This window comes from Flavobacterium sp. N2550, assembly GCF_025947265.1.
In the GTDB taxonomy this organism is placed as follows: Bacteria; Bacteroidota; Bacteroidia; order Flavobacteriales; family Flavobacteriaceae; genus Flavobacterium; species Flavobacterium endophyticum.
Map to the genome: position 1 here is coordinate 2,629,255 of NZ_CP110007.1, position 24,130 is coordinate 2,653,384.

Consider the following 24,130-nt stretch of genomic DNA (forward strand, 5'->3'; position numbering starts at 1 on the left):
TAAGCCTCATGCAAATAAAAAAATCCCGTTCTTAAAAAGTACGGGATTTTTTGGTTTAAAATGGTTGGTTTTGGTTATGGTGTTTTATTTCTTAAATCTGCTGATGATAAAGATGATCAAAGCTATGATAGCAACAACAATAAAAATGCCGACGCCCACGCCGAGATTAAAAATACCTTCTACGACTTCGCAACTTGAAAAAGAAAGAAGTATCAAAAGCATAATGGATATTCTAGATATCTTGTTCATGGTTTCTAGTTTTTTATTTTTATAAAGTTCTCCATTTTGCACAGAAAAATATTACATCATTAGTATTTTTGGTTATATAATTATGATCCCGTTGGCATATGGCCTAAAACTGTATTTTTAATTTTACTTAAAAATAAATTTTGCCTACTTTTACAAACCAAACACAATACTTCATTATGAGTCAAAAAATATTGCTTACTTCAAAAGAAGTCAATATCATTCTGCATCGTTTGGCCTGCCAGTTAATTGAAAAGCATCTCGATTTTTCAGACACGATTCTTGTTGGTATTCAGCCACGCGGAACTTTCTTGGCAGAACGCCTCAAAGAAATTCTTCAAAATGAATACCATGTAAAGGAAATAGCTTTAGGTTATCTGGACATCACTTTTTTTAGAGATGATTTCCGCAGGACCGAAAAACCTTTGGAAGCCAACAAGACGCAGATTAATTTCTTGGTAGAAAACAAAAAAGTGATTTTTATAGACGATGTTTTATATACAGGAAGAAGCATCCGTTCGGCCTTGACTGCAATACAGTCTTTCGGAAGACCGGCTGAGATTGAATTGCTGGTGTTGATTGACAGGCGTTTTAGCCGCCATCTGCCAATTCAGCCTGATTACCGCGGCCGACAAGTAGATTCGATAAACAATGAAAAGGTAAAGGTCAGCTGGAAAGAGCAGGAGGGAGAAGATGTCGTTTATCTGGTGACCAACTAATAAGTTCTTAAAATAACAACAACACAACACATATAAAAATGAGCGAATTAAGCGTAAATCATTTATTAGGAATAAAATATATCAACAAACAAGATATTGACCTTATTTTTGAAACAGCCGATCATTTTAAGGAAGTCATTAACCGTCCGATAAAAAAAGTCCCTTCGCTTCGAGATATTACCATTGCCAACATATTTTTTGAAAATAGTACAAGAACTAAGCTTTCGTTCGAATTAGCCCAAAAGCGACTTTCGGCTGATGTCATCAGTTTTTCGGCAGCCCAGTCTTCGGTCAAAAAAGGAGAGACCCTGATTGATACCGTAAACAATATCCTTTCGATGAAAGTCGATATGGTCGTAATGAGGCATTCCAACCCAGGAGCGGCTTATTTCCTTTCGCAGAACGTAAATGCGAGTATCGTCAATGCAGGCGATGGAGCGCATGAGCATCCGACTCAAGGTTTACTGGATTCTTTTACGATCAGAGAAAAATTAGGCGAAGTAGCCGGAAAGAAAGTGGTTATCGTAGGCGATATTTTGCATTCGAGAGTAGCGCTGTCGAATATCTATGCCTTGCAGATGCAGGGAGCCGAAGTAAAAGTCTGCGGACCAAAAACCTTGATTCCAAAATATATTGAATCTTTAGGAGTTACTGTCGAGCCAAATCTGAGAAAAGCTTTAGAATGGTGTGACGTGGCCAACATGCTCCGCGTACAGAACGAACGAATGGATGTGAATTACTTCCCTTCTACAAGAGAATACGCACAGCAGTATGGAGTAGACAAGGCCTTGTTAGATTCGTTGAGCAAAGAAATCGTAATCATGCACCCGGGACCTATCAACCGAGGCGTAGAGATTTCTTCGGATGTAGCCGATTCACAGCAGTCTGTCATCTTAAACCAAGTCGAAAATGGCGTGGCAATACGAATGGCGGTGATTTACTTATTGGCTTCAAAAATCAAGCAATAGCTAACAAAAAGACAAAAACCTTTGTAACTTTGAATTGCTGCAAAGGAAATTCGTATTTCATAAAATAAATAAAATGAAAGTAGATCAAAAAGGACATACTACCGTAATAAAAGATACTCAAGGGAGTGTAAATTCCTTCCTTGAAAAAGTGACGAACGAATACGGCAGTTTTAAAAATCAAAACCTTATTTTGGATATTTCGGCCGATAAAGAGGTAACGCTTGACCAAGTATTATCTTTCCTTTCTTTGTCTAACAAACATAGAAAAGCAAAAAAATCATTTGTTTTAGTAATTAACGATTTTGATTTTAACGAAGTTCCTGATGAGATGATTGTCGTTCCTACGCTTCTTGAAGCGCATGATATTATTGAAATGGAGGAAATCGAAAGAGACCTCGGATTTTAATCTCTGTTTGCATTTAAAATGAAACTGACGATCTTAGGCTGTTATGCCGCAACACCCCGAACCATTACCAATCCGACTTCGCAGGTATTGGAAATCAGGGACCGAATGTTCTTGATCGACTGCGGAGAAGGAACCCAAGTCCAGTTGCGAAAGAATAAGATCAAATTCTCGAAAATAAACCACATTTTTATTTCGCACCTTCATGGCGATCACGTGTATGGATTGGTCGGACTAGTTTCTACCTACATGCTCCTGAATCGCGTAAACGACCTGCATATTTACGGTCCAAAAGGAATTAAGGAAATCATCACGCTGCAGCTAAAACTGTCGAATTCATGGACCAACTATAATCTCTATTTTCACGAATTAGAATCGACAGTATCTGAAACCGTTTTTGAAGACGAGAAGGTTGTCGTTAAGACCATTCCTTTAAAACATAGGATTTATACGAATGGCTACTTGTTCCAAGAGAAATTTAGCGAAAGAAGGCTTAATATTGATGCTGTACAGCAGTATGAAATAGACCAAGTCTATTACAGAAAAATCAAGCATGGCGGTGATATTACTTTAGAAGACGGTCGTGTCATTCCAAACTCAGAGCTGACTTTTGATCCCGAAAAACCGAAGAGCTATGCCTTTTGCTCGGATACGGTTTATAATGAAGATATCCTGCCTTTGATCGAAGATGTTGATGTGCTTTATCACGAATCTACCTTTTTAGAAACAGAAGCCTTGCTGGCGGAAAAAACGATGCATTCTACCGCAAAAGAAGCTGCAAGAATCGCATTGAAGGCAAAAACTAAAAATCTTGTCTTAGGTCATTATTCTACACGATACGAATCTATTTTAAAGTTCAAAGAAGAAGCGGAGACCGTTTTTCCAAATGTGCTTTTGGGAGATGATGGGGAGAGCTTTTCTTTTTAGGCCCTAAGGTTCTAAGAAAAGAAATTCATTATTGAAACAACTTAGCTGATTCTCTTAAATAAACCAACCTAAGTGCCTTAGCGACTCAGAACCTTAGTGCCTAAAAACTAAACTGACAAATATCATATACCCGTTTCTTAAACTTTGTAACTTTGTGTTTCAGAAACTCTCTATTAAAGAAACATGAAAGACTTAAGCAACTACAGAAAATCATACGAAAAAAGCGAGCTTATCGAAGGCGCTATTCCTGATAACCCTTTTGAATTGTTTTCTACTTGGTTTCATGAAGCCGAGGCCATTGGTGGTACCGAAGAGGTCAATGCTATGACCATTGCTACGATTGGCCAAGATGGTTTTCCAAAATCAAGAATCGTGCTTTTAAAGCAGTTTACAGCTGAAGGCTTTATTTTCTTTACGAGCTACGAATCTGAAAAAGGGAAATCAATCGCAGAAAACCCAAATGTCTGCTTGTCTTTTTTCTGGCCTTATGCTGAAAGGCAGGTAATCATTAAAGGCAAAGCAGAAAAAACATCGGATCAAGTTTCTGACGAATATTTCCATTCCCGACCTTTTGGCAGTCAGCTCGGCGCTGTTGCTTCTCATCAAAGCGAAGTCATTTTGAATAGGGAAGTGCTGGAAGATAAAATCCGTACTCTCGAAACGGAATTTTCTGGAAAAGAAATTACGCGACCTCCTTATTGGGGAGGTTATCTTGTAAAACCTCATGAAATTGAATTTTGGCAGGGAAGACCTAATAGATTGCATGACCGTATTCGTTTTCAACTTCAAGATTTGGCTTGGAAAAAAGACCGTCTTTCTTCTTAGAATGTAGGTTTTTACTTCTAAAAAATATAATAACATGCATTTCGTCGATTTTATTTTGCAGTTCAACGATGTTTTTGTAATATTGAATCGTTAAGTAAGAGTTGTGCCCCATCATGATCTTGCTTGATATTTGAAAAAGTTTTCCCAAAGGCTTTTTTGAATCTAAATCTTAATCTACTTAACCTATGAAAGCAATGATGCTCAGAACATTAGTGCCAATGGCTCTGTTGTTCACTATGTTATCCTGTTCTTCGGACTCTTCTGATGAAAACAATGTCCCTAATTCGACCCTCGTAGAGAATTATGACTACAATCCCACAGAATTAGATTTAATGCGCATTATCAACGAACACCGGCAATCCGTTAATTTGCCAATCCTACAGCCAATCAATCATATCTCTTACAAGTCTGAGGAACACAATGAATACATGATTGAGAATAACGTTGTCAACCATGCTTTTTTTGAAGAAAGATCACAAAACCTTATCCAAGTACTTGGAGCGGTAAAAGTGAATGAAAATGTAGCCTACAACTATCAAACGCCTCAAGCTGCATTACACGCATGGCTACAAAGTCCTGGCCATAAAGCGAACATCGAAGGAGACTTTACCCATTTTGGAATCTCTGTTCGTACAAGCCCAGAAACAGGACGCAAGTATTATACGAATATGTTCATAAAAAAATAAGAAAGCCGAGACTCAGTAAAAAGGACTGCAGTTTCATGCAGTCTTTTTTTTGAAGCGGCCTAAAAAGATTGTTATTTACGTTCACCTTTCATTTATTACTGATTGCAATAATTCAACAGGAATTATTTTTTTTAGATAATTAATATTAGATGGGGTTTAATTTTCGTGGATTATTTATAGAGGCTTAGGCTGTTTATACAATAGATTCATATAAAGATTGTTCTTTTGTTTTGATTAATCTTTCAGTACCGAATGTGTGAAAACTATTGTATGGGGATATATTTTTAAAATATATTACAGTAGGGTAAATAACAAAAAAAGCATCCTTCTAGTCAAGGATGCTTTTGCTTTTTATGGGCATTTAGGATTATAATTCAGTTATGATAAATTCACTGCGTCTGTTTAACTGATGCTCTTCTTCTGAACATTCAACTCCATCAGCACATTTGTTTACTAATTGGGTTTCGCCATAACCTTCTCCTGTCAATCGCGTAGCTTGTATTCCATCTTGTATCATCCAAGCAATTGTTGATTTTGCTCTTCTGTCGGATAGTTTTTCATTGTATTTGTGTGTTTGTCGGCTGTCGGTATGCGATCTTACATCTACTTTCATCGTAGGATATTCACGCATCACATCAACAATTTTAGCCAAATCTGTAGCTGCATCTGGTCGGATGTTCCATTTGTCTAAGTCAAAATAAATAATCTTGATTCCAAATGTTTTTGCTAAATCATCACCCACTTTGACTTTCTTAACTGATTTTTCAAGAGCAATCGGAAGATCGGTTTCACCGCTTTCTTTAGGCAGCGTCACTTTTACTTCTTTCGTAACATACTCTGGTTTTTCAGCTTTTACATAATACGTTTTACCGCATTGTACATCTTCGAAAACATATTTCCCGGTAGCATCTGATGTAGTTTCTTTTAGCTTGTTGAATTTCTCGTCAGACAAGGTCACTTTTGTGTTTGGAAGGATAGCTCCCGTTTCCATGTCTGTTACGATTCCTGATAAAAGCTGTTCGCAGGCAAATTCTAATTTTTTAGTCTCAAGGAATTTGTAAATGTCATCGTTTCCGTTTCCGCCTTCTCTGTTAGAACTGAAGAAGCCATTGCTGGTTTTCGTATTGATAACAAATCCGAAGTCGTCTTTTTTGCTATTTGCCGGTTCTCCGATATTTTTTACTTCTTTAAAGCTTCCGTCTTTTTCAATTTTTGAAACAAAAATGTCGAATCCTCCAAGGCCAAGCTGACCATCAGAAGCAAAATACAATTCGTTTTCATCAGATACAAAAGGAAAAGATTCTCTTCCAGGCGTATTGATTTTAGGTCCTAAATTTTCTGGAGTTCCAAAACTTCCGTCGGCATTAATGCTAACTTTGAAAATATCAGACTGGCCTAACGTTCCTGGCATGTCAGAAGCAAAATACAATGTTTTTCCATCTGGACTTAAAGCAGGGTGGGCCACGCTGTAGTTATTATTGTTGAAAGGCAATTCGGTTACATTGGTCCATTTATCACCTTCCAGCGTAGCTTTGTATATTTTCAACAATGTTACTTTGTCGCTACTTTTTCCTTTTTTTCCGTCGTTATAATTGTTTCGGGTAAAGTACATCGTCTTTCCATCTTTGGTAAAAGCTGGAGTTGCTTCATGGAATTTTGTGTTCAGGCTTTTCGCAAATTTTTGCGGAGCTGACAAAGCACCTTCCAGACTCATATCGGCAACATACATGTTTGTGAAATATTGATTGGTCCAAGAATGCTGTCTTTTCGAAAAGTTTCCAGTATCTCTAGCAGAAGTAAAGACAACTTTGTCGCCAAAGAAAGCACTTCCATAATCAGAATATTCAGAATTTATACCTGCATTTTCTACATTGTATCTTCCGGAATTCTTCTTGATTTCTTCTAGATAATTTTTTCTTTCCTCGTATAATTTTCCTCTAGAATCGATGCCCGACTTTTGGTTGAATTTTTCAAGCATTTCGTTTGCTTTGCTATAATCACCGATACCTTTCAAAGATTGAGAATAACGATAATAGTATTCGGCGTCTACATCTTGTGTCATTGCAAAAAGCTCACCGTACCATTTCGCGGCATTTTCCAGATCAGCATTGAAATAATAAGAATTTCCAAGCTTCTGAAGCATGTCTTGCGATTTGTATCCTTTTTCTGCAACACGCTCGTATGTTTTTATTGCATCGACGTAAGCGTATTTTTCGTATTCCTTATCCGCTGATGCTACAGCTGCTTTTTGCGAATATCCGCTGATACAGATGATGCTTAAAAAAGCTATATATGTAAATTTGATTTTCATAATTACGCAGTATTAGAAGAACCTAGGTGAAGTTACTTTGTTGAATTTGTTGAAAAGCTCGAATCGTAGGAACACCTCATGTGAGCCCGAGTTGTAGTTGGACAGTTTTGTCGTTTCTAGATCGTATCCGTAACCTACGAATATTCCATCGGTAACTTGAAAACCGGCCATTGCGCTTACCGCAGCATCCCATCTCCAGGCAGCTCCAATCGTAAATTTGTCGTTGAACAAGAAGTTTCCAGACACATCAAGCTGTAGGGGAGCGCCTTCAATTGTTTTCATAAGGAAAGCGGGCTTGAATTTGATAGTAGGGCTTAAGTCGAATACATAACCTCCGATTAAGTAGAAATTCATTCTTTCTTTGTATACAGAAACGGAATTGTCTTCATATCGAGTCGATTCGAAAAAGTTAGGTACAGAAAGACCTACATACAATTTATCGGAGTGAAAATAAACTCCGGCACCAACGTTTGGCGTAAAATTATTGTTGAAATTTTGCAGATGTGGATCTCCTGCATCGGCTGGATTTAATTTGTTTACGTCTAAGCTGAATAGGTTTGCTGTTCCTTTGATACCAAATGAAAGATTATACGTTTCCGATGTCTTTACAGTATAGGAGATGTCTGCCGAAATTGTATTTTCGTCAGTTGGACCGATCCTGTCATTGACAAAAGAAAGTCCAACACCTAATTTACTATTATTGATAGGGGTATTTAAAGAAACTGCATTGGTCACAGGAGCACCGTCTAATCCAACCCATTGGGTTCTGTGAAGGCCAAAAATGCTCATGACGCCTCTTGAACCAGCATAAGCCGGATTTATATTAATAGTGTTGTACATATACTGCGTGTATTGTGCATCTTGTTGCGCAAAACCTGCAAAACCTGCCAACATTAAAGCGAAAAATAAAAATTTTGTTTTCATTTATTTTGTTTGTTTAGTTCCAGGGACTTACATCCCTGGAAGTTAGACTTTATCTATTAATATATAGATAGCTTGCTTTTTCTCTAGATTTTCCATCAGCATCTACGTATTTAAGTACGTAGTAGTATGTTCCATCAGGCAATTCTTCTGATTTTTTAACTGTTGCTCGACCTTCTGATATTCCTCTGAATACTTTATTTGTATTATCATATCCTTGGGCATCGAATACTAAAACACCCCAGCGGTTATAGATTTCTACCGTATTATTTGGGTAACAATCAAGACCTTCAATCATAAAGAACTCATTTAGAGTATCTCCATTTGGTGATATTGCATTGTGTACGATGATCTCGCAAGGCGCTAAAACGATACATTCGTCATTTACATTCATGTTGACTTGAATAGTTCTAGGACAATCGCCATTAGCGATAACATAGCTCAATATGTAATCTCCAAGTGCAACTTGCGCAGGATTAAATGTACTTCCTTGCAATCCGCCTGAATTATTAGTATCAACCCATGTACCTGTTGTTTCTACTGAACCGTCAAGCAATGTGAACAAATCAATTGAAAGATCTTCAACACACAGTTCGCTAGGAATTGTTTGTGTTGGGCTTGTTATCGTAACATTTACAGTTTGTGTAAATGTATTAGAATTGCCACAGCTGTCAGATGCAGACCAAGTTCTCACGATAGTATAACCTGTTGCTGTCTGATTTTCAATCTGTTCATCAAATATAACATTTTCTACTGAAGAACAAGAGTCTGTAAATTGTAAAGCTGGCGCATCTGGAATAGCACTACAAACCACATTTATCGTTCCTTCAAAAGGAGTAATTAATGATGGAGCAGTATTATCTTCTACTGTGATGGTTTGGGTTGCTGAAGTTGTGTTTCCACATAAGTCAGTAGCAATCCAAGTTCTTGTTATCACTGAATCACCAGTACAAGCTCCATTCGCTGTAGTTTCTGTCATCGTAACTGTTGCAAGGCTACAGTTGTCAGTTGCCGTTAGAGTTACTGCTGTTGGAATTGCTCCACAAGCTACGGTAACGTCTGCCGGTACAGTCTCAACAAATGTAGGGGCTTGCGTATCGCTTACCGTTATTGTCTGGATATGTTCTGCAGTATTTCCGCAAAGGTCAGTAGCCGTCCATTTTCTTGTAAGCGTGTAGCTTCCGGCGCAGGCACCATCGGTTCTTGTCTCGGCAAAAGTCACAGTCGCGCTTCCACAAGCATCAGTCGCAGCAAGCGTGGCCGCAGCCGGGATATTGTCGCAAGACGCAGCCACTTCAGCAGCAGGCAGTGTTCCTGCAAATACAGGAGCCTGTGTATCGGTTACGGTTACTGTCTGAGTATGCTCGGCAGTATTGCCGCAAAGGTCGGTAGCCGTCCATTTTCTTGTAAGCGTGTAGCTTCCGGCGCAGGCACCGTCAGTCCTAGTCTCGGCAAAAGTCACCGTTGCAGTTCCGCAGGCATCAGTCGCTGTAAGTACAGCCGCAGCCGGGATGTTTCCGCAAGCAGCAGTTATGCTGGCAGCAGGCAATGTTCCTGCAAATACAGGAGCCTGGGTATCGGTTACAGTCACTGTTTGCGTATGCTCCGCAGTATTTCCGCAAAGGTCAGTAGCGGTCCATTTTCTTGTCAGGATATAGCTTCCGGCGCAAGCACCATCGGTTCTAGTTTCAGCAAAAGTTACAGTCGCACTTCCGCAAGCATCGGTTGCAGTCAACGTAGCAGCAGTAGGTACGTTTTCACATGAAGCCGTAATGTTTGAAGGCAATGTTCCTGCGAATACAGGGGCCTGGGTATCGGTTACATTCACTACTTGAGTGTGCTCGGCAGTATTTCCGCAAAGGTCAGTAGCCGTCCATTTTCTTGTAAGCGTGTAGCTTCCGGCGCAAGCACCATCGGTTCTTGTCTCAGCAAAAGTTACAGTCGCACTTCCGCAGGCATCAGTCGCGGTAAGTACAGCAGCAGCCGGGATGTTTCCGCAAGCAGCAGTTATGCTGGCAGCAGGCAATGTTCCTGCAAATACAGGAGCCTGCGTATCAGTCACGGTTACTGTCTGAATATGCTCGGCAGTATTTCCGCAAAGGTCGGTAGCCGTCCATTTTCTTGTAAGCGTATAGCTTCCGGCGCAAGCACCGTCTGTCCTTGTCTCGGCGAATGTTACAGTCGCAGTCCCGCAGGCATCGGTTGCAGTCAACGTAACAGCAGTAGGTACGTTTTCACATGAAGCTGTAATGTTTGAAGGCAATGTTCCTGCGAATACAGGGGCCTGGGTATCGGTCACAGTCACTGTTTGCGTATGCTCCGCAGTATTTCCGCAAAGGTCAGTAGCCGTCCATTTTCTTGTAAGCGTGTAGCTTCCGGCACAAGCACCATCAGTTCTAGTCTCGGCAAAAGTTACAGTCGCACTTCCGCAAGCATCAGTTGCAGTTAACGTAGCTGCAGCCGGGATATTGTCGCAAGACGCAGCCACTTCAGCCGCAGGCAGTGTTCCTGCAAATACAGGAGCCTGGGTATCGGTTACATTCACTACTTGAGTGTGCTCGGCAGTATTGCCGCAAAGGTCGGTAGCCGTCCATTTTCTTGTAAGCGTGTAGCTTCCGGCGCAGGCACCGTCAGTCCTAGTCTCGGCAAAAGTCACCGTTGCAGTTCCGCAGGCATCAGTCGCTGTAAGTACAGCCGCAGCCGGGATGTTTCCGCAAGCAGCAGTTATGCTGGCAGCAGGCAATGTTCCTGCAAATACAGGAGCCTGGGTATCGGTTACAGTCACTGTTTGCGTATGCTCCGCAGTATTTCCGCAAAGGTCAGTAGCGGTCCATTTTCTTGTCAGGATATAGCTTCCGGCGCAAGCACCATCGGTTCTAGTTTCAGCAAAAGTTACAGTCGCACTTCCGCAAGCATCGGTTGCAGTCAACGTAGCAGCAGTAGGTACGTTTTCACATGAAGCCGTAATGTTTGAAGGCAATGTTCCTGCGAATACAGGGGCCTGGGTATCGGTCACAGTCACTGTTTGCGTATGCTCCGCAGTATTTCCGCAAAGGTCAGTAGCCGTCCATTTTCTTGTAAGCGTGTAGCTTCCGGCACAAGCACCATCAGTTCTAGTCTCGGCAAAAGTTACAGTCGCACTTCCGCAAGCATCAGTCGCAGCAAGCGTGGCCGCAGCCGGGATATTGTCGCAAGACGCAGCCACTTCAGCAGCAGGCAGTGTTCCTGCAAATACAGGAGCCTGCGTATCAGTCACGGTTACTGTCTGAATATGCTCGGCAGTATTTCCGCAAAGGTCGGTAGCCGTCCATTTTCTTGTAAGCGTATAGCTTCCGGCGCAAGCACCGTCTGTCCTTGTCTCGGCGAATGTTACAGTCGCAGTCCCGCAGGCATCGGTTGCAGTCAACGTAACAGCAGTAGGTACGTTTTCACATGAAGCTGTAATGTTTGAAGGCAATGTTCCTGCGAATACAGGGGCCTGGGTATCGGTCACAGTCACTGTTTGCGTATGCTCCGCAGTATTTCCGCAAAGGTCAGTAGCCGTCCATTTTCTTGTAAGCGTGTAGCTTCCGGCACAAGCACCATCAGTTCTAGTCTCGGCAAAAGTTACAGTCGCACTTCCGCAAGCATCAGTTGCAGTTAACGTAGCTGCAGCCGGGATATTGTCGCAAGACGCAGCCACTTCAGCCGCAGGCAGTGTTCCTGCAAATACAGGAGCCTGGGTATCGGTTACATTCACTACTTGAGTGTGCTCGGCAGTATTGCCGCAAAGGTCGGTAGCCGTCCATTTTCTTGTAAGCGTGTAGCTTCCGGCGCAGGCACCGTCAGTCCTAGTCTCGGCAAAAGTCACCGTTGCAGTTCCGCAGGCATCAGTCGCTGTAAGTACAGCCGCAGCCGGGATGTTTCCGCAAGCAGCAGTTATGCTGGCAGCAGGCAATGTTCCTGCAAATACAGGAGCCTGGGTATCGGTTACAGTCACTGTTTGCGTATGCTCCGCAGTATTTCCGCAAAGGTCAGTAGCGGTCCATTTTCTTGTCAGGATATAGCTTCCGGCGCAAGCACCATCGGTTCTAGTTTCAGCAAAAGTTACAGTCGCACTTCCGCAAGCATCGGTTGCAGTCAACGTAGCAGCAGTAGGTACGTTTTCACATGAAGCCGTAATGTTTGAAGGCAATGTTCCTGCGAATACAGGGGCCTGGGTATCGGTTACATTCACTACTTGAGTGTGCTCGGCAGTATTTCCGCAAAGGTCAGTAGCCGTCCATTTTCTTGTAAGCGTGTAGCTTCCGGCGCAAGCACCATCGGTTCTTGTCTCAGCAAAAGTTACAGTCGCACTTCCGCAGGCATCAGTCGCGGTAAGTACAGCAGCAGCCGGGATGTTTCCGCAAGCAGCAGTTATGCTGGCAGCAGGCAATGTTCCTGCAAATACAGGAGCCTGCGTATCAGTCACGGTTACTGTCTGAATATGCTCGGCAGTATTTCCGCAAAGGTCGGTAGCCGTCCATTTTCTTGTAAGCGTATAGCTTCCGGCGCAAGCACCGTCTGTCCTTGTCTCGGCGAATGTTACAGTCGCAGTCCCGCAGGCATCGGTTGCAGTCAACGTAACAGCAGTAGGTACGTTTTCACATGAAGCTGTAATGTTTGAAGGCAATGTTCCTGCGAATACAGGGGCCTGGGTATCGGTCACAGTCACTGTTTGCGTATGCTCCGCAGTATTTCCGCAAAGGTCAGTAGCCGTCCATTTTCTTGTAAGCGTGTAGCTTCCGGCACAAGCACCATCAGTTCTAGTCTCGGCAAAAGTTACAGTCGCACTTCCGCAAGCATCAGTTGCAGTTAACGTAGCTGCAGCCGGGATATTGTCGCAAGACGCAGCCACTTCAGCCGCAGGCAGTGTTCCTGCAAATACAGGAGCCTGGGTATCGGTTACATTCACTACTTGAGTGTGCTCGGCAGTATTGCCGCAAAGGTCGGTAGCCGTCCATTTTCTTGTAAGCGTGTAGCTTCCGGCGCAGGCACCGTCAGTCCTAGTCTCGGCAAAAGTCACCGTTGCAGTTCCGCAGGCATCAGTCGCTGTAAGTACAGCCGCAGCCGGGATGTTTCCGCAAGCAGCAGTTATGCTGGCAGCAGGCAATGTTCCTGCAAATACAGGAGCCTGGGTATCGGTTACAGTCACTGTTTGCGTATGCTCGGCAGTATTTCCGCAAAGGTCGGTAGCGGTCCATTTTCTTGTCAGGATATAGCTTCCGGCGCAAGCACCATCGGTTCTAGTTTCAGCAAAAGTTACAGTCGCACTTCCGCAAGCATCGGTTGCAGTCAACGTAGCAGCAGTAGGTACGTTTTCACATGAAGCCGTAATGTTTGAAGGCAATGTTCCTGCGAATACAGGGGCCTGGGTATCGGTTACATTCACTACTTGAGTGTGCTCGGCAGTATTTCCGCAAAGGTCAGTAGCCGTCCATTTTCTTGTAAGCGTGTAGCTTCCGGCGCAAGCACCATCGGTTCTTGTCTCAGCAAAAGTTACAGTCGCACTTCCGCAGGCATCAGTCGCGGTAAGTACAGCAGCAGCCGGGATGTTTCCGCAAGCAGCAGTTATGCTGGCAGCAGGCAATGTTCCTGCAAATACAGGAGCCTGGGTATCGGTCACGGTCACTGTCTGGGTATGTACGGCAGTGTTCCCGCAAAGGTCAGTAGCCGTCCATTTTCTTGTAAGCGTGTAGCTTCCGGCACAAGCACCATCAGTTCTAGTCTCGGCAAAAGTTACAGTCGCACTTCCGCAAGCATCAGTTGCAGTTAACGTAGCTGCAGCCGGGATATTGTCGCAAGACGCAGCCACTTCAGCCGCAGGCAGTGTTCCTGCAAATACAGGAGCCTGGGTATCGGTTACATTCACTACTTGAGTGTGCTCGGCTGTATTGCCGCAAAGGTCGGTAGCCGTCCATTTTCTTGTAAGCGTGTAGCTTCCGGCGCAGGCACCGTCAGTCCTAGTCTCGGCAAAAGTTACAGTCGCACTTCCGCAAGCATCAGTTGCAGTTAACGTAGCTGCAGCCGGGATATTGTCGCAAGACGCAGCCACTTCAGCCGCAGGCAGTGTTCCTGCAAATACAGGAGCCTGGGTATCGGTTACATTCACTACTTGAGTGTGCTCGGCTGTATTGCCGCAAAGGTCGGTAGCCGTCCATTTTCTTGTAAGCGTGTAGCTTCCGGCACAGGCACCGTCTGTCCTTGTCTCAGCAAAAGTCACAGTCGCGCTTCCGCAGGCATCAGTCGCAGTTAACGTAGCCGCAGCCGGGATGTTTCCGCAGGCAGCAGTTATGCTGGCAGCAGGCAATGTTCCTGCAAATACAGGAGCCTGGGTATCAGTCACGGTTACTGTCTGAATATGCTCGGCAGTGTTCCCGCAAAGGTCAGTAGCCGTCCATTTTCTTGTAAGCGTGTAGCTTCCGGCACAGGCACCGTCTGTCCTTGTCTCAGCAAAAGTCACAGTCGCGCTTCCGCAGGCATCAGTCGCAGTTAACGTAGCCGCAGCCGGGATGTTTCCGCAGGCAGCAGTTATGCTGGCAGCAGGCAATGTTCCTGCAAATACAGGAGCCTGGGTATCAGTCACGGTTACTGTCTGAATATGCTCGGCAGTGTTCCCGCAAAGGTCAGTAGCCGTCCATTTTCTTGTAAGCGTGTAGCTTCCGGCACAGGCACCATCTGTCCTAGTCTCCGCAAATGTTACAGTCGCACTTCCGCAAGCATCGGTTGCAGTTAACGTAGCTGCAGCCGGGATATTGTCGCAAGACGCAGCCACTTCAGCCGCAGGCAGTGTTCCTGCAAATACAGGAGCCTGGGTATCGGTCACGGTCACTGTCTGGGTATGTACGGCAGTGTTACCGCAAAGGTCAGTAGCCGTCCATTTTCTTGTCAATATATATGATGACGGGCAGTTTCCGTCAGTCCTAGTCTCGGCAAAAGTTACAGTCGCAGTTCCGCAGGCATCAGTTGCAGTTAACGTAGCCGCAGCCGGAATGTTGTCGCAAGACGCAGCCAGTTCAGCAGCAGGCAATGTTCCTGCAAATACAGGAGCCTGCGTATCAGTCACGGTCACTGTCTGGGTATGTACGGCAGTGTTACCGCAAAGGTCAGTAGCCGTCCATTTTCTTGTCAATATATATGATGACGGGCAGTTTCCGTCAGTCCTTGTCTCGGCGAATGTTACAGTCGCGCTTCCGCAGGCATCTGCAGCGGTCAATACTGCCGCAGCAGGAATGTTTCCGCAGGCAGCAGTTATGCTGGCAGCAGGCAATGTTTCTGCAAATACAGGAGCCTGCGTATCAGTCACGGTCACTACTTGCGTGTGTACGGCAGTGTTCCCGCAAAGATCGGTAGCCGTCCATTTTCTCGTAAGGGTATAGCTTCCGGCGCATGCACCATCGGTCCTGGTCTCAGCAAATGTTACAGTGGCGCTTCCGCAGGCGTCTGCAGCGGTCAATACTGCTGCTGTCGGTATATTATTGCATGAAGCCGTTATGTTTGAAGGAAGAGTTCCATTGAATGTCGGAGCCTGCGTATCGGTCACGCTCACTGTCTGTGTGTGTACCGCAGTATTTCCGCAAAGATCGGTAGCCGTCCATTTTCTCGTAAGGGTGTAGCTTCCGGCGCATGCACCGTCGGTCCTTGTCTCGGCGAATGTTACAGTCGCGCTTCCGCAGGCATCAGTCGCAGTAAGCGTGGCCGCAGCCGGGATGTTTCCGCAGGCAGCAGTTATGCTGGCAGCAGGCAGTGTTCCTGCAAATACAGGAGCCTGGGTATCGGTCACGGTCACTGTCTGGGTATGTACGGCAGTGTTCCCGCAAAGATCGGTAGCCGTCCATTTTCTTGTAAGGGTGTAGCTTCCGGCGCATGCACCGTCGGTTCTTGTCTCCGCAAAAGTTACAGTCGCGCTTCCGCAGGCATCGGTTGCAGTAAGTACAGCAGCAGCCGGGATGTTTCCGCAAGCTGCCGTAATGTTTGATGGCAGTGTTCCTGCAAATACAGGAGCCTGGGTATCGGTCACGGTCACTACTTGTGTGTGTACGGCAGTGTTCCCGCAAAGATCGGCAGCCGTCCATTTTCTAGTAAGCGTGTAGCTTCCGGCGCATGCACCGTCGGTTCTTGTCTCAGCGAAAGTTACAGTCGCGCTTCCGCAGGCATCAGTCGCAGTAAGCGTAGCCGGAGCTGGGATATTATTACATGAAGCCGTTATGTTTGAAGGAAGGGTTCCATTGAATGTCGGAGCCTGCGTATCGGTCACGGTCACTGTCTGGGTATGTACGGCAGTATTGCCGCAAAGGTCGGCAGCCGTCCATTTTCTAGTAAGCGTGTAGCTTCCGGCGCATGCACCGTCGGTTCTTGTCTCGGCGAAAGTTACAGTCGCGCTTCCGCAGGCATCAGTCGCGGTAAGTACAGTCGCAGCCGGGATGTTTCCGCAAGCTGCAGTTATGCTGGCAGCAGGCAGAGTTCCTGCAAATACAGGAGCCTGGGTATCGGTCACGGTCACGACTTGAGTATGTACGGCAGTATTGCCGCAAAGGTCGGCAGCCGTCCATTTTCTAGTAAGCGTGTAGCTTCCGGCGCATGCACCGTCGGTTCTTGTCTCAGCGAAAGTTACAGTCGCGCTTCCGCAGGCATCAGTCGCGGTAAGTACAGTCGCAGCCGGGATGTTTCCGCAAGCTGCAGTTATGCTGGCAGCAGGCAGAGTTCCTGCAAATACAGGAGCCTGGGTATCAGTCACGGTCACGACTTGAGTATGTACGGCAGTATTGCCGCAAAGGTCGGTAGCCGTCCATTTTCTCGTAAGGGTATAGCTTCCGGCGCAGGCACCGTCGGTCTTTGTCTCGGCGAATGTTACCGTAGCGCTTCCGCAGGCATCAGTCGCGGTAAGTACAGCAGCAGCCGGGATGTTTCCGCAAGCTGCAGTTATGCTGGCAGCAGGCAGTGTTCCTGCAAATACAGGAGCCTGCGTATCGGTCACGGTCACGACTTGAGTATGTACGGCAGTATTGCCGCAAAGGTCGGTAGCCGTCCATTTTCTTGTAAGCGTGTAGCTTCCGGCGCATGCACCGTCGGTTCTTGTCTCAGCGAAAGTTACAGTCGCGCTTCCGCAGGCATCAGTCGCGGTAAGTACAGTCGCAGCCGGGATGTTTCCGCAAGCTGCAGTTATGCTGGCAGCAGGCAGAGTTCCTGCAAATACAGGAGCCTGGGTATCAGTCACGGTCACGACTTGAGTATGTACGGCAGTATTGCCGCAAAGGTCGGTAGCCGTCCATTTTCTCGTAAGGGTATAGCTTCCGGCGCAGGCACCGTCGGTCTTTGTCTCGGCGAATGTTACCGTAGCGCTTCCGCAGGCATCAGTCGCGGTAAGTACAGCAGCAGCCGGGATGTTTCCGCAAGCTGCAGTTATGCTGGCAGCAGGCAGTGTTCCTGCAAATACAGGAGCCTGCGTATCGGTCACGGTCACGACTTGAGTATGTACGGCAGTATTGCCGCAAAGGTCGGTAGCCGTCCATTTTCTTGTAAGCGTGTAGCTTCCGGCGCAGGCACCGTCGGTCCTTGTCTCGGCGAATGTTACCGCAGCGCTTCCGCAGGCATCAGTCGCGGTAAGCGTAACAGCAGTCGGGATGTTTCCGCAAGCTGCAGTTATGCTGGCAGCAGGCAGTGTTCCTGCAAATACAGGAGCCTGCGTATCGGTCACTGTCACTGTCTGGGTATGTACGGCAGTATTGCCGCAAAGGTCGGTAGCCGTCCATTTTCTTGTAAGCGTGTAGCTTCCGGCGCAGGCACCGTCGGTTCTTGTCTCGGCGAATGTTACCGCAGCGCTTCCGCAGGCATCGGTTGCAGTCAATACAGCAGCAGCTGGAATGTTTCCGCAAGCAGCAGTTATGCTGGCAGCAGGCAGTGTTCCTGCAAATACAGGAGCCTGCGTATCGGTCACTGTCACTGTCTGGGTATGTACGGCAGTATTGCCGCAAAGGTCGGTAGCCGTCCATTTTCTTGTAAGCGTGTAGCTTCCGGCGCATGCACCGTCGGTTCTTGTCTCAGCGAATGTTACCGCAGCGCTTCCGCAGGCATCGGTTGCAGTCAATACAGCAGCAGCTGGGATATTTCCGCAAGATGCTGTTATGTTCGAAGGAAGGGTTCCGTTAAATGTCGGTGCGTTTGTATCGGTTACAGTAATTGTCTGCGTGTGAGTTACGGTGTTACTGCATGTATCAGTAGCTGTCCATTTTCTTGTAAGGATATAATTTCCGGCACAGCTTCCGTTGGTTCTTGTTTCCAGCATTTTTACCATAACAGTTCCGCAATTATCAGTTGCCTTAAGGTCTGCAGCTGCTGGGATATTGTTACAAGATACTGTTACATTAGAAGGAAGAATCCCATCGAATGTCGGAGCAGTCGTATCGTTTATTGTAATTGTTTGGGTAAAATTGGCTGATGTACAATCTGTAGCTACAGTAAATACTCGAGTTACAATAGTAGGGCAGCTGCCTGTGCTAGTATCTCTATATGTTATAGTGTGTGCTAACCCAGAGTTTGATGTAGTTCCTCCAGCAGTTAAAAATTGCGCTAACGTAATTGAAACAGGTGTCTCGCTATATGCTAAAGGAGAAATACTGGTTCGGCTGCATCCTTCTATAGTACTATTAGATGGTCCTGTCAGATTAACAGATGGTTTTACAGTAACAGTAACTTGTGCACAAGAAGAGTTTCCGCAACTGTTTTCCCAACGTACATAATATGTTGTTGTTTGTGTTGGAGCTGCTATAGATAAGTTGTTTCCTGTACCGATTGATGTACCTCCGCAGCTGTCAGTATACCATTTTAAATTGGTACCCGATCCTCCAGTTGCAGACAGAATGATATTTCCGCCAGCATTAGAACAGAAATTATTGTTATTTACACTTGCAGCTGTTGGAGCCACAGGTTGCGCTCCTACATTTACCGTTACTTGATCAGTCGATGTACATTGTCCACTAGCATTTGTAACTGTAAGTGTATATGTTGTTGTTGTAGTCGGAGAAGCAATTGGGTTTGCGATATTATTAAAGTTTAACCCAGTAGATGGACTCCAGCTGTATACGACACCGCCGCTTCCGCTTAATTGTGTATTGCCACCAGGACAGATAGTAACATCTGGTCCAGCGTTTGCAACAATAGGAGTAGGGTTACCGATAGTTGTAGTACCGCTAATATTTGGCTTGCAGCTACCTGGGTCTTTTACAACTACCGTATAATTTCCAGGGGCTAAATTCGAAAATGTATTTATGCTTTGCCAGTTAGTGCCATTGTTGATAGAATATAAATAGCTTCCTGAACCTCCAGAAACGTTAACTGTCAACGTTCCGTTATTTTGTCCGTTACATTGCGCGTTGGTTGCATTAATCGAATTGAGTACAGCAGTTTCGTATATATTCATAGTCTGCGTAACATACACAACATCTGTCGAACAAGGGCAGCTTGTAATTGTTCTTACAATAAAAGTTTCACCATTATCTGAAATGGCATCTGCTATCGTAGTATAAGGAATGTCAACATACGTTGCATTTGCAGGAATTGTTACTTGCGTAGGGAAAGGTTGTCCGCCAGTTGTTTGAACATCGACACCATTTGTGAAGGTTCCTGACAAAAGCAAATTAACAACTAATGGCTGCGAAATATCGCTGCCTGTTCTTTGTACCCTGAATTTATTATTACATCCTTCAAAAAGGTTGTTCTGGTTCTCAATAAGGTTTCCGTAATTCGTAAGAATAATATTTTCAGAATTAAAACTTCTGGCACCCAAGAAAACACCAGAATCCCATTGCTGGTCTCTTGCATCACCGATACTCAGTTTGATTCTATAAGTTGAACAAGGAGTAACAGGATAAGTAGCGGTTAAGATAACAGTGTTCCCGTCAAATTGGGTAGTTGTTGAACCGTTAGCATTATTTGTATAGTATTGACCGTTTTCTGCTGGGAAATTAACGTTATCAACATTAGTTCCAGCTGAATGGATCGTATTGATAGAAATCGGTATATTGCTGCTTGGCAAAAGCGCAAGGTTGATGGCATTGTTTCTGTATGGACCTGAGATTCCAGGACCGCTTAAGAAAAATCCAAACGCATCATTATAGCTTGTTTCGCAATATTCTAGATATTCTTCAGAGGAAAAAACATATTTAAATTCTAGCGTATTTCCGGCAGGTACAAAATCAAATTCAAGAATAGAAGCATCCTTAATTGTTTGCCCAGAAATAGAAACCAAATCAGGATCGTTAGCAGCATCTACCATTTCATCTGATTTTCCGCCAGTATTGTTCGGACCCATTGCAGAAGATGCTTTTCCAGTAGTCAGCAATAATCCTTCCTCGATTGGGAAGGTAGAAGTTGCTTTATTGAAATAAGCCAATTGACGGTCACCCGGAGTTGCAGGCCAGCTATGGTTCTGCCAAGTGTAGGTATTATTGTTTCTTCGATAATATCCGAATCTTACATTGCTGGCAGACAGACATCCTGTTACAAAAAGATTTTTCACTAATTGTTCGGCTGTATAAGCATTGTAAGTAGCATTTTCGGCCACAGAAATAGATCCTGCAACGGCCAAAGTTTGGTACTCAAGTCCGCCTTTTGCCTTCTTTTCAGGAGTGTATGGAATGTTTGGCTTTGTAACCCTGGTATTAAAAAGTTCTTTTTGCTGAGCAAATGAATTCACAGACAGCAAAAGCAAAAAGGTTACTGTAACCAACTTGCAAGACATTGTTAACAAGGCGTTTAATCGGGCCAGTTTTTTTAAGCAGACATTTTGGTTTTTGGATATAAAAGTATGTGTAGCTTTTATATCCTCATGCAGCGTAAAATTTTTCATGTACGTATTTTTTTGGGTAAAATTTTTAAAGCGAGAACTTATTTTGGATAAAAAATAAGATTAGAAAATCACTTCAACGGGTAAAATTAGTATCTAGTTTTTGAGATAAACAATTTTATCCGTGAATAGCAGAAATAGTCGTTAAAGTATCATTATTGTATAATTTGCTCATAATTCGATTAGTTTTTTTTAGTTATTATTAATTTTATGGCTTGTTTATTGTTTTTTATTGAATCTAAAGCATGACAAAAAAGCCCAGATATTTGGACGACTTAGTGTTTTCGTTTTGAGGGAAATTTTGCAATCAGACTCAATAGAAAAACTTCAAGGTGGTATTAAGTTTTGCTATTCAAATTTTGTCGCTTGTGGTGAGCTTCTAAAGTTTTATGATTGACTTTTATAGGACGAATGTATATTAATAAATATTTAACTAATCCAAAACCTCAGTTTTTTCGATAAAAGTGCTTAAAAACTCTGTGAAGTAAACTTTTTTTTGTAATTTGTTCTTATAAATAGAAGTGTTTTTCGAGGTTTAACTAGTTTTAAAATTATCAGTACATGAAAAATTTGATATTAATACGACATGCAAAATCAAGCTGGAATGCCCCACTTCTAGACAAAGACCGTCCATTAGCGACAAGAGGAATGAATGATGCTCATTTAGTATCTATGGAAATTGGCGGACACCTGCCAAAAACATTTATCATATTGAGCAGCACTGCAAAAAGAGCCTCTGAAACGGCTATTATTTTTGCGCAAAATCTTTCCTGCCCAATCGAAAGCATCATTTTTAAGGATGAACTCTATACTTTTGACGAAAGGCAGCTGGAAAAAATTATAAAATCGTGTAATAATGATTATGACAATGTTATTCTTTTCGGTCATAATGATGCTATAACAAATTTTGTTAATAAATTTGGGAACGTTTTTATCGATAATGTTCCTACATCAGGATTTGTTTCTATCAATTTTCAGAGCAATGACTGGCAGTCGATCGATAAAGGCAAAACACAAAAAGTGATTTTTCCTAGAGATTTAAGAAAATATGATTCAACCAATTGATTACCGTTATATTGATCGCGAAAAAAGCTGGCTTGCTTTCAATGCCAGAGTACTCCAAGAAGCCGCCGATAAAAATGTACCTTTATTAGACAGACTCCGTTTTTTAGGAATTTTTTCAAATAATCTTGATGAATTTTTCAGGGTACGATTTGCCGCTATCCGCCGCTTGAGCCATTCTGGTATTTCAGGAGAGAAGCTTTTAGGAGGTATCAGTTCTCAGCAATTGGTTAAGGATATTACAGAAATCGTTATCCAGCAACAGTCCGAAAGCCTTAGGATTTTGAGCAATATTGAAAATGAACTCGAAAACGAAAACATTTTCATCATTAATGAGACCGAAATTTCTAGGGAACAAGAGAATTTTATAAAAGACTTTTTCATTCAAAAAGTAAGCCCGGCTCTAGTAACCATCATCTTGAATGATTTGGCTGAATTTCCGGTGCTGAAAGATACTTCAGGCTATCTTGCCATTAAATTAGTCATGACCAAGCCAAAAGCAATCACCAAGATTGTCGTAAAGGATACAGTGCTGAAAATCAAGAAGCCTAAAAAAGACGTGCGTTATGCCGTTATCGAAATCCCGAAAACGATAAACCGTTTTGTAGTACTTCCGTCGAGCAATAACAAGCAGTATATCATATTGTTAGACGATGTAATTCGATACAATCTCAGTAGCATATTCAATATTTTTGATTACGAAAGCATTTCGGCTCACATGATAAAAATTACCAGAGATGCCCAGTTGGATATCGATAGTGATTTGAGCAAGAGTTTGATGGAGAAGATTTCTTCGAGCGTAAAAGATCGTCGAATCGGAGAACCTGTTCGTTTTGTATACGACCAATCGATTGAAAAAGATACGCTGAAATTTTTCCTGAATAAGATGGGAATCGATTCTACCGACAGTATCATTCCTGGAGGAAGGTACCATAATCGCCGTGATTATATGGACTTCCCGAATCTTGGAAGATATGATTTATTATACCAATCGAATGTTCCGCTGCCCGTTGATGGACTTAGTTTGGAAGGAAGCATGCTTGAAAAAATTGCCGAAAAAGACTATTTGGTAAATGCACCTTATCAGTCGTTTTCCTATCTGATCAAATTCTTGAGAGAAGCTGCGCTTGATCCTAAAGTAGTTTCCATAAAAATCACTTTGTATAGGTTGGCAAAGAATTCCCAAATTATCAGTTCCTTGATCAATGCGGCAAAAAATGGCAAAAAAGTAACCGTTCAGATTGAGTTGCAGGCCCGTTTTGATGAAGCCAGCAACATTTCCTATGCAGAACAAATGCAGACTGAAGGTATAGAACTGATTTTCGGAATAAAAGGCCTCAAAGTCCACAGTAAAATATGTGTGATAGAACGCCTTGAAGAAGGAAAAGTAAAACGCTACGGACTGATTTCTACTGGAAACTTTAACGAATCCACAGCTAAAGTTTATACCGATGTAACATTATTTACGAGTCATTCTAAAATTCTAAAAGACGTTGCCAAAATCTTCGACTTTTTTGATATTAATTATAGAATACATCGCTACAAACACCTGATTGTTTCGCCACATTATACAAGAACGCGCTTTGAAAAGCTAATCGATAGAGAAATTGAGAATGCGTTGGCTGGAAAAGAAGCCTACATTAGCTTAAAAATGAATAGCTTGTCAGATTACGGAATGATTGATAAGTTATACGATGCGAGCAGGGCGGGAGTCAAGATTAGGTTGATAATTCGAGGGATTTGTTCCCTTATTCCTGGTATTCCTGGCATGAGCGATAATATTGAAGCCATCAGTATTGTAGATAATTATCTAGAACATTCTAGAGTATACATATTTGGAAACGAAGGCGATCCCGAAGTTTATATTTCCTCAGCAGATTTTATGACCAGAAATCTAGACGGAAGAGTAGAAGTTACCTGTCCGATTTACGATAAGAACATTAAACAAGAATTGATCGATACGTTCAATATCGGTTGGAAAGGAAATGTAAAAGTGAGGCTTCATTCCGAAAAATTAGACAATCTCTACAAAATGCGAAAAGATGACCGCGTTTTCAGGGCACAATTAGAAACCTACAATTATTACAGAGACAAGTTAGAAGTCATATCATCAGAAGAATTGACTCCTGGAACTGTAATCGAACCTAAAGAATAGCTATCACTTCTCAAGGTTCCATTTAAAAATGCTATAAAAGAATTT

The 24,130-nt window shown here is 43.4% G+C and carries 12 protein-coding genes; 8 read left to right on the plus strand and 4 right to left on the minus strand.

Features of this window, described 5'->3' with window-relative positions:
- Positions 1 to 84 precede the first annotated feature (84 nt).
- Complete coding sequence (locus OLM56_RS11600; protein WP_170148781.1) at positions 85 to 249, minus strand: hypothetical protein; 165 nt, start codon at positions 247 to 249, stop codon at positions 85 to 87.
- Positions 250 to 425: 176 nt separating this feature from the next.
- Here OLM56_RS11600 and pyrR point away from each other — a divergent pair, with 176 nt between their 5' ends.
- The 6 genes from pyrR (at position 426) to OLM56_RS11630 (ending at position 4,774) form a co-directional block, all read left to right on the plus strand.
- Positions 426 to 965 (plus strand): bifunctional pyr operon transcriptional regulator/uracil phosphoribosyltransferase PyrR, encoded by a 540-nt coding sequence (pyrR, locus tag OLM56_RS11605; protein WP_121376289.1) that lies wholly within the window; start codon positions 426 to 428, stop codon positions 963 to 965.
- Positions 966 to 1,003: 38 nt separating this feature from the next.
- Positions 1,004 to 1,933, plus strand: a complete 930-nt coding sequence (locus OLM56_RS11610; RefSeq protein ID WP_182493546.1) for an aspartate carbamoyltransferase catalytic subunit — start codon at positions 1,004 to 1,006, stop codon at positions 1,931 to 1,933.
- Positions 1,934 to 2,006: 73 nt separating this feature from the next.
- Entirely contained in the window at positions 2,007 to 2,339 is a 333-nt protein-coding gene (locus OLM56_RS11615; RefSeq protein WP_121376287.1) for a ribonuclease Z, read from the plus strand.
- Positions 2,340 to 2,357: 18 nt separating this feature from the next.
- Positions 2,358 to 3,263 (plus strand): ribonuclease Z, encoded by a 906-nt coding sequence (locus OLM56_RS11620; protein WP_264527072.1) that lies wholly within the window; start codon positions 2,358 to 2,360, stop codon positions 3,261 to 3,263.
- Between the two features lie 183 nt (positions 3,264 to 3,446).
- Positions 3,447 to 4,088 carry a pyridoxamine 5'-phosphate oxidase gene (pdxH, locus tag OLM56_RS11625; protein WP_264527073.1) on the plus strand — a complete coding sequence of 214 codons (642 nt, stop codon included), beginning with the start codon at positions 3,447 to 3,449 and terminating at the stop codon, positions 4,086 to 4,088.
- Positions 4,089 to 4,306: 218 nt separating this feature from the next.
- On the plus strand, positions 4,307 to 4,774 hold the full coding sequence (locus OLM56_RS11630) for a CAP domain-containing protein (RefSeq protein WP_264527074.1): 468 nt from the start codon (positions 4,307 to 4,309) through the stop codon (positions 4,772 to 4,774).
- A gap of 367 nt (positions 4,775 to 5,141) precedes the next feature.
- On the opposite strand, the gene OLM56_RS11635 is transcribed toward OLM56_RS11630, so the two are convergent.
- From OLM56_RS11635 to OLM56_RS11645, 3 genes are read right to left on the minus strand one after another with little or no spacing between them, the layout of a single operon-like run.
- Positions 5,142 to 7,085 (minus strand): OmpA family protein, encoded by a 1,944-nt coding sequence (locus tag OLM56_RS11635; RefSeq protein WP_264527075.1) that lies wholly within the window; start codon positions 7,083 to 7,085, stop codon positions 5,142 to 5,144.
- A gap of 12 nt (positions 7,086 to 7,097) precedes the next feature.
- Positions 7,098 to 8,009 (minus strand): type IX secretion system membrane protein PorP/SprF, encoded by a 912-nt coding sequence (locus OLM56_RS11640; protein WP_121376283.1) that lies wholly within the window; start codon positions 8,007 to 8,009, stop codon positions 7,098 to 7,100.
- A 49-nt stretch (positions 8,010 to 8,058) separates the two neighbouring features.
- A complete protein-coding gene (locus tag OLM56_RS11645; RefSeq protein ID WP_264527076.1) occupies positions 8,059 to 20,871 on the minus strand; it encodes a choice-of-anchor L domain-containing protein in 12,813 nt (4,270 codons plus the stop codon).
- 558 nt (positions 20,872 to 21,429) lie between these two features.
- Here OLM56_RS11645 and OLM56_RS11650 point away from each other — a divergent pair.
- Positions 21,430 to 21,933 (plus strand): SixA phosphatase family protein, encoded by a 504-nt coding sequence (locus tag OLM56_RS11650; RefSeq protein ID WP_121376955.1) that lies wholly within the window; start codon positions 21,430 to 21,432, stop codon positions 21,931 to 21,933.
- Complete coding sequence (gene ppk1, locus OLM56_RS11655; protein ID WP_121376956.1) at positions 21,917 to 24,085, plus strand: polyphosphate kinase 1; 2,169 nt, start codon at positions 21,917 to 21,919, stop codon at positions 24,083 to 24,085. Before OLM56_RS11650 ends, ppk1 begins: the two co-directional genes overlap by 17 nt.
- Positions 24,086 to 24,130 lie beyond the last annotated feature (45 nt).

Coding starts and splice junctions, on each gene's coding strand:
- OLM56_RS11620 (WP_264527072.1), top strand. CDS start 2,358: ATGAAACTGACGATCTTAGGCTGTTATGCCGCAACACCCCGAACCATT.
- OLM56_RS11635 (WP_264527075.1), bottom strand. CDS start 7,085: ATGAAAATCAAATTTACATATATAGCTTTTTTAAGCATCATCTGTATC.
- OLM56_RS11650 (WP_121376955.1), top strand. CDS start 21,430: ATGAAAAATTTGATATTAATACGACATGCAAAATCAAGCTGGAATGCC.
- OLM56_RS11615 (WP_121376287.1), top strand. CDS start 2,007: ATGAAAGTAGATCAAAAAGGACATACTACCGTAATAAAAGATACTCAA.
- pyrR (WP_121376289.1), top strand. CDS start 426: ATGAGTCAAAAAATATTGCTTACTTCAAAAGAAGTCAATATCATTCTG.
- OLM56_RS11640 (WP_121376283.1), bottom strand. CDS start 8,009: ATGAAAACAAAATTTTTATTTTTCGCTTTAATGTTGGCAGGTTTTGCA.
- OLM56_RS11630 (WP_264527074.1), top strand. CDS start 4,307: ATGGCTCTGTTGTTCACTATGTTATCCTGTTCTTCGGACTCTTCTGAT.
- pdxH (WP_264527073.1), top strand. CDS start 3,447: ATGAAAGACTTAAGCAACTACAGAAAATCATACGAAAAAAGCGAGCTT.
- OLM56_RS11645 (WP_264527076.1), bottom strand. CDS start 20,871: ATGAAAAATTTTACGCTGCATGAGGATATAAAAGCTACACATACTTTT.
- OLM56_RS11600 (WP_170148781.1), bottom strand. CDS start 249: ATGAACAAGATATCTAGAATATCCATTATGCTTTTGATACTTCTTTCT.
- OLM56_RS11610 (WP_182493546.1), top strand. CDS start 1,004: ATGAGCGAATTAAGCGTAAATCATTTATTAGGAATAAAATATATCAAC.
- ppk1 (WP_121376956.1), top strand. CDS start 21,917: ATGATTCAACCAATTGATTACCGTTATATTGATCGCGAAAAAAGCTGG.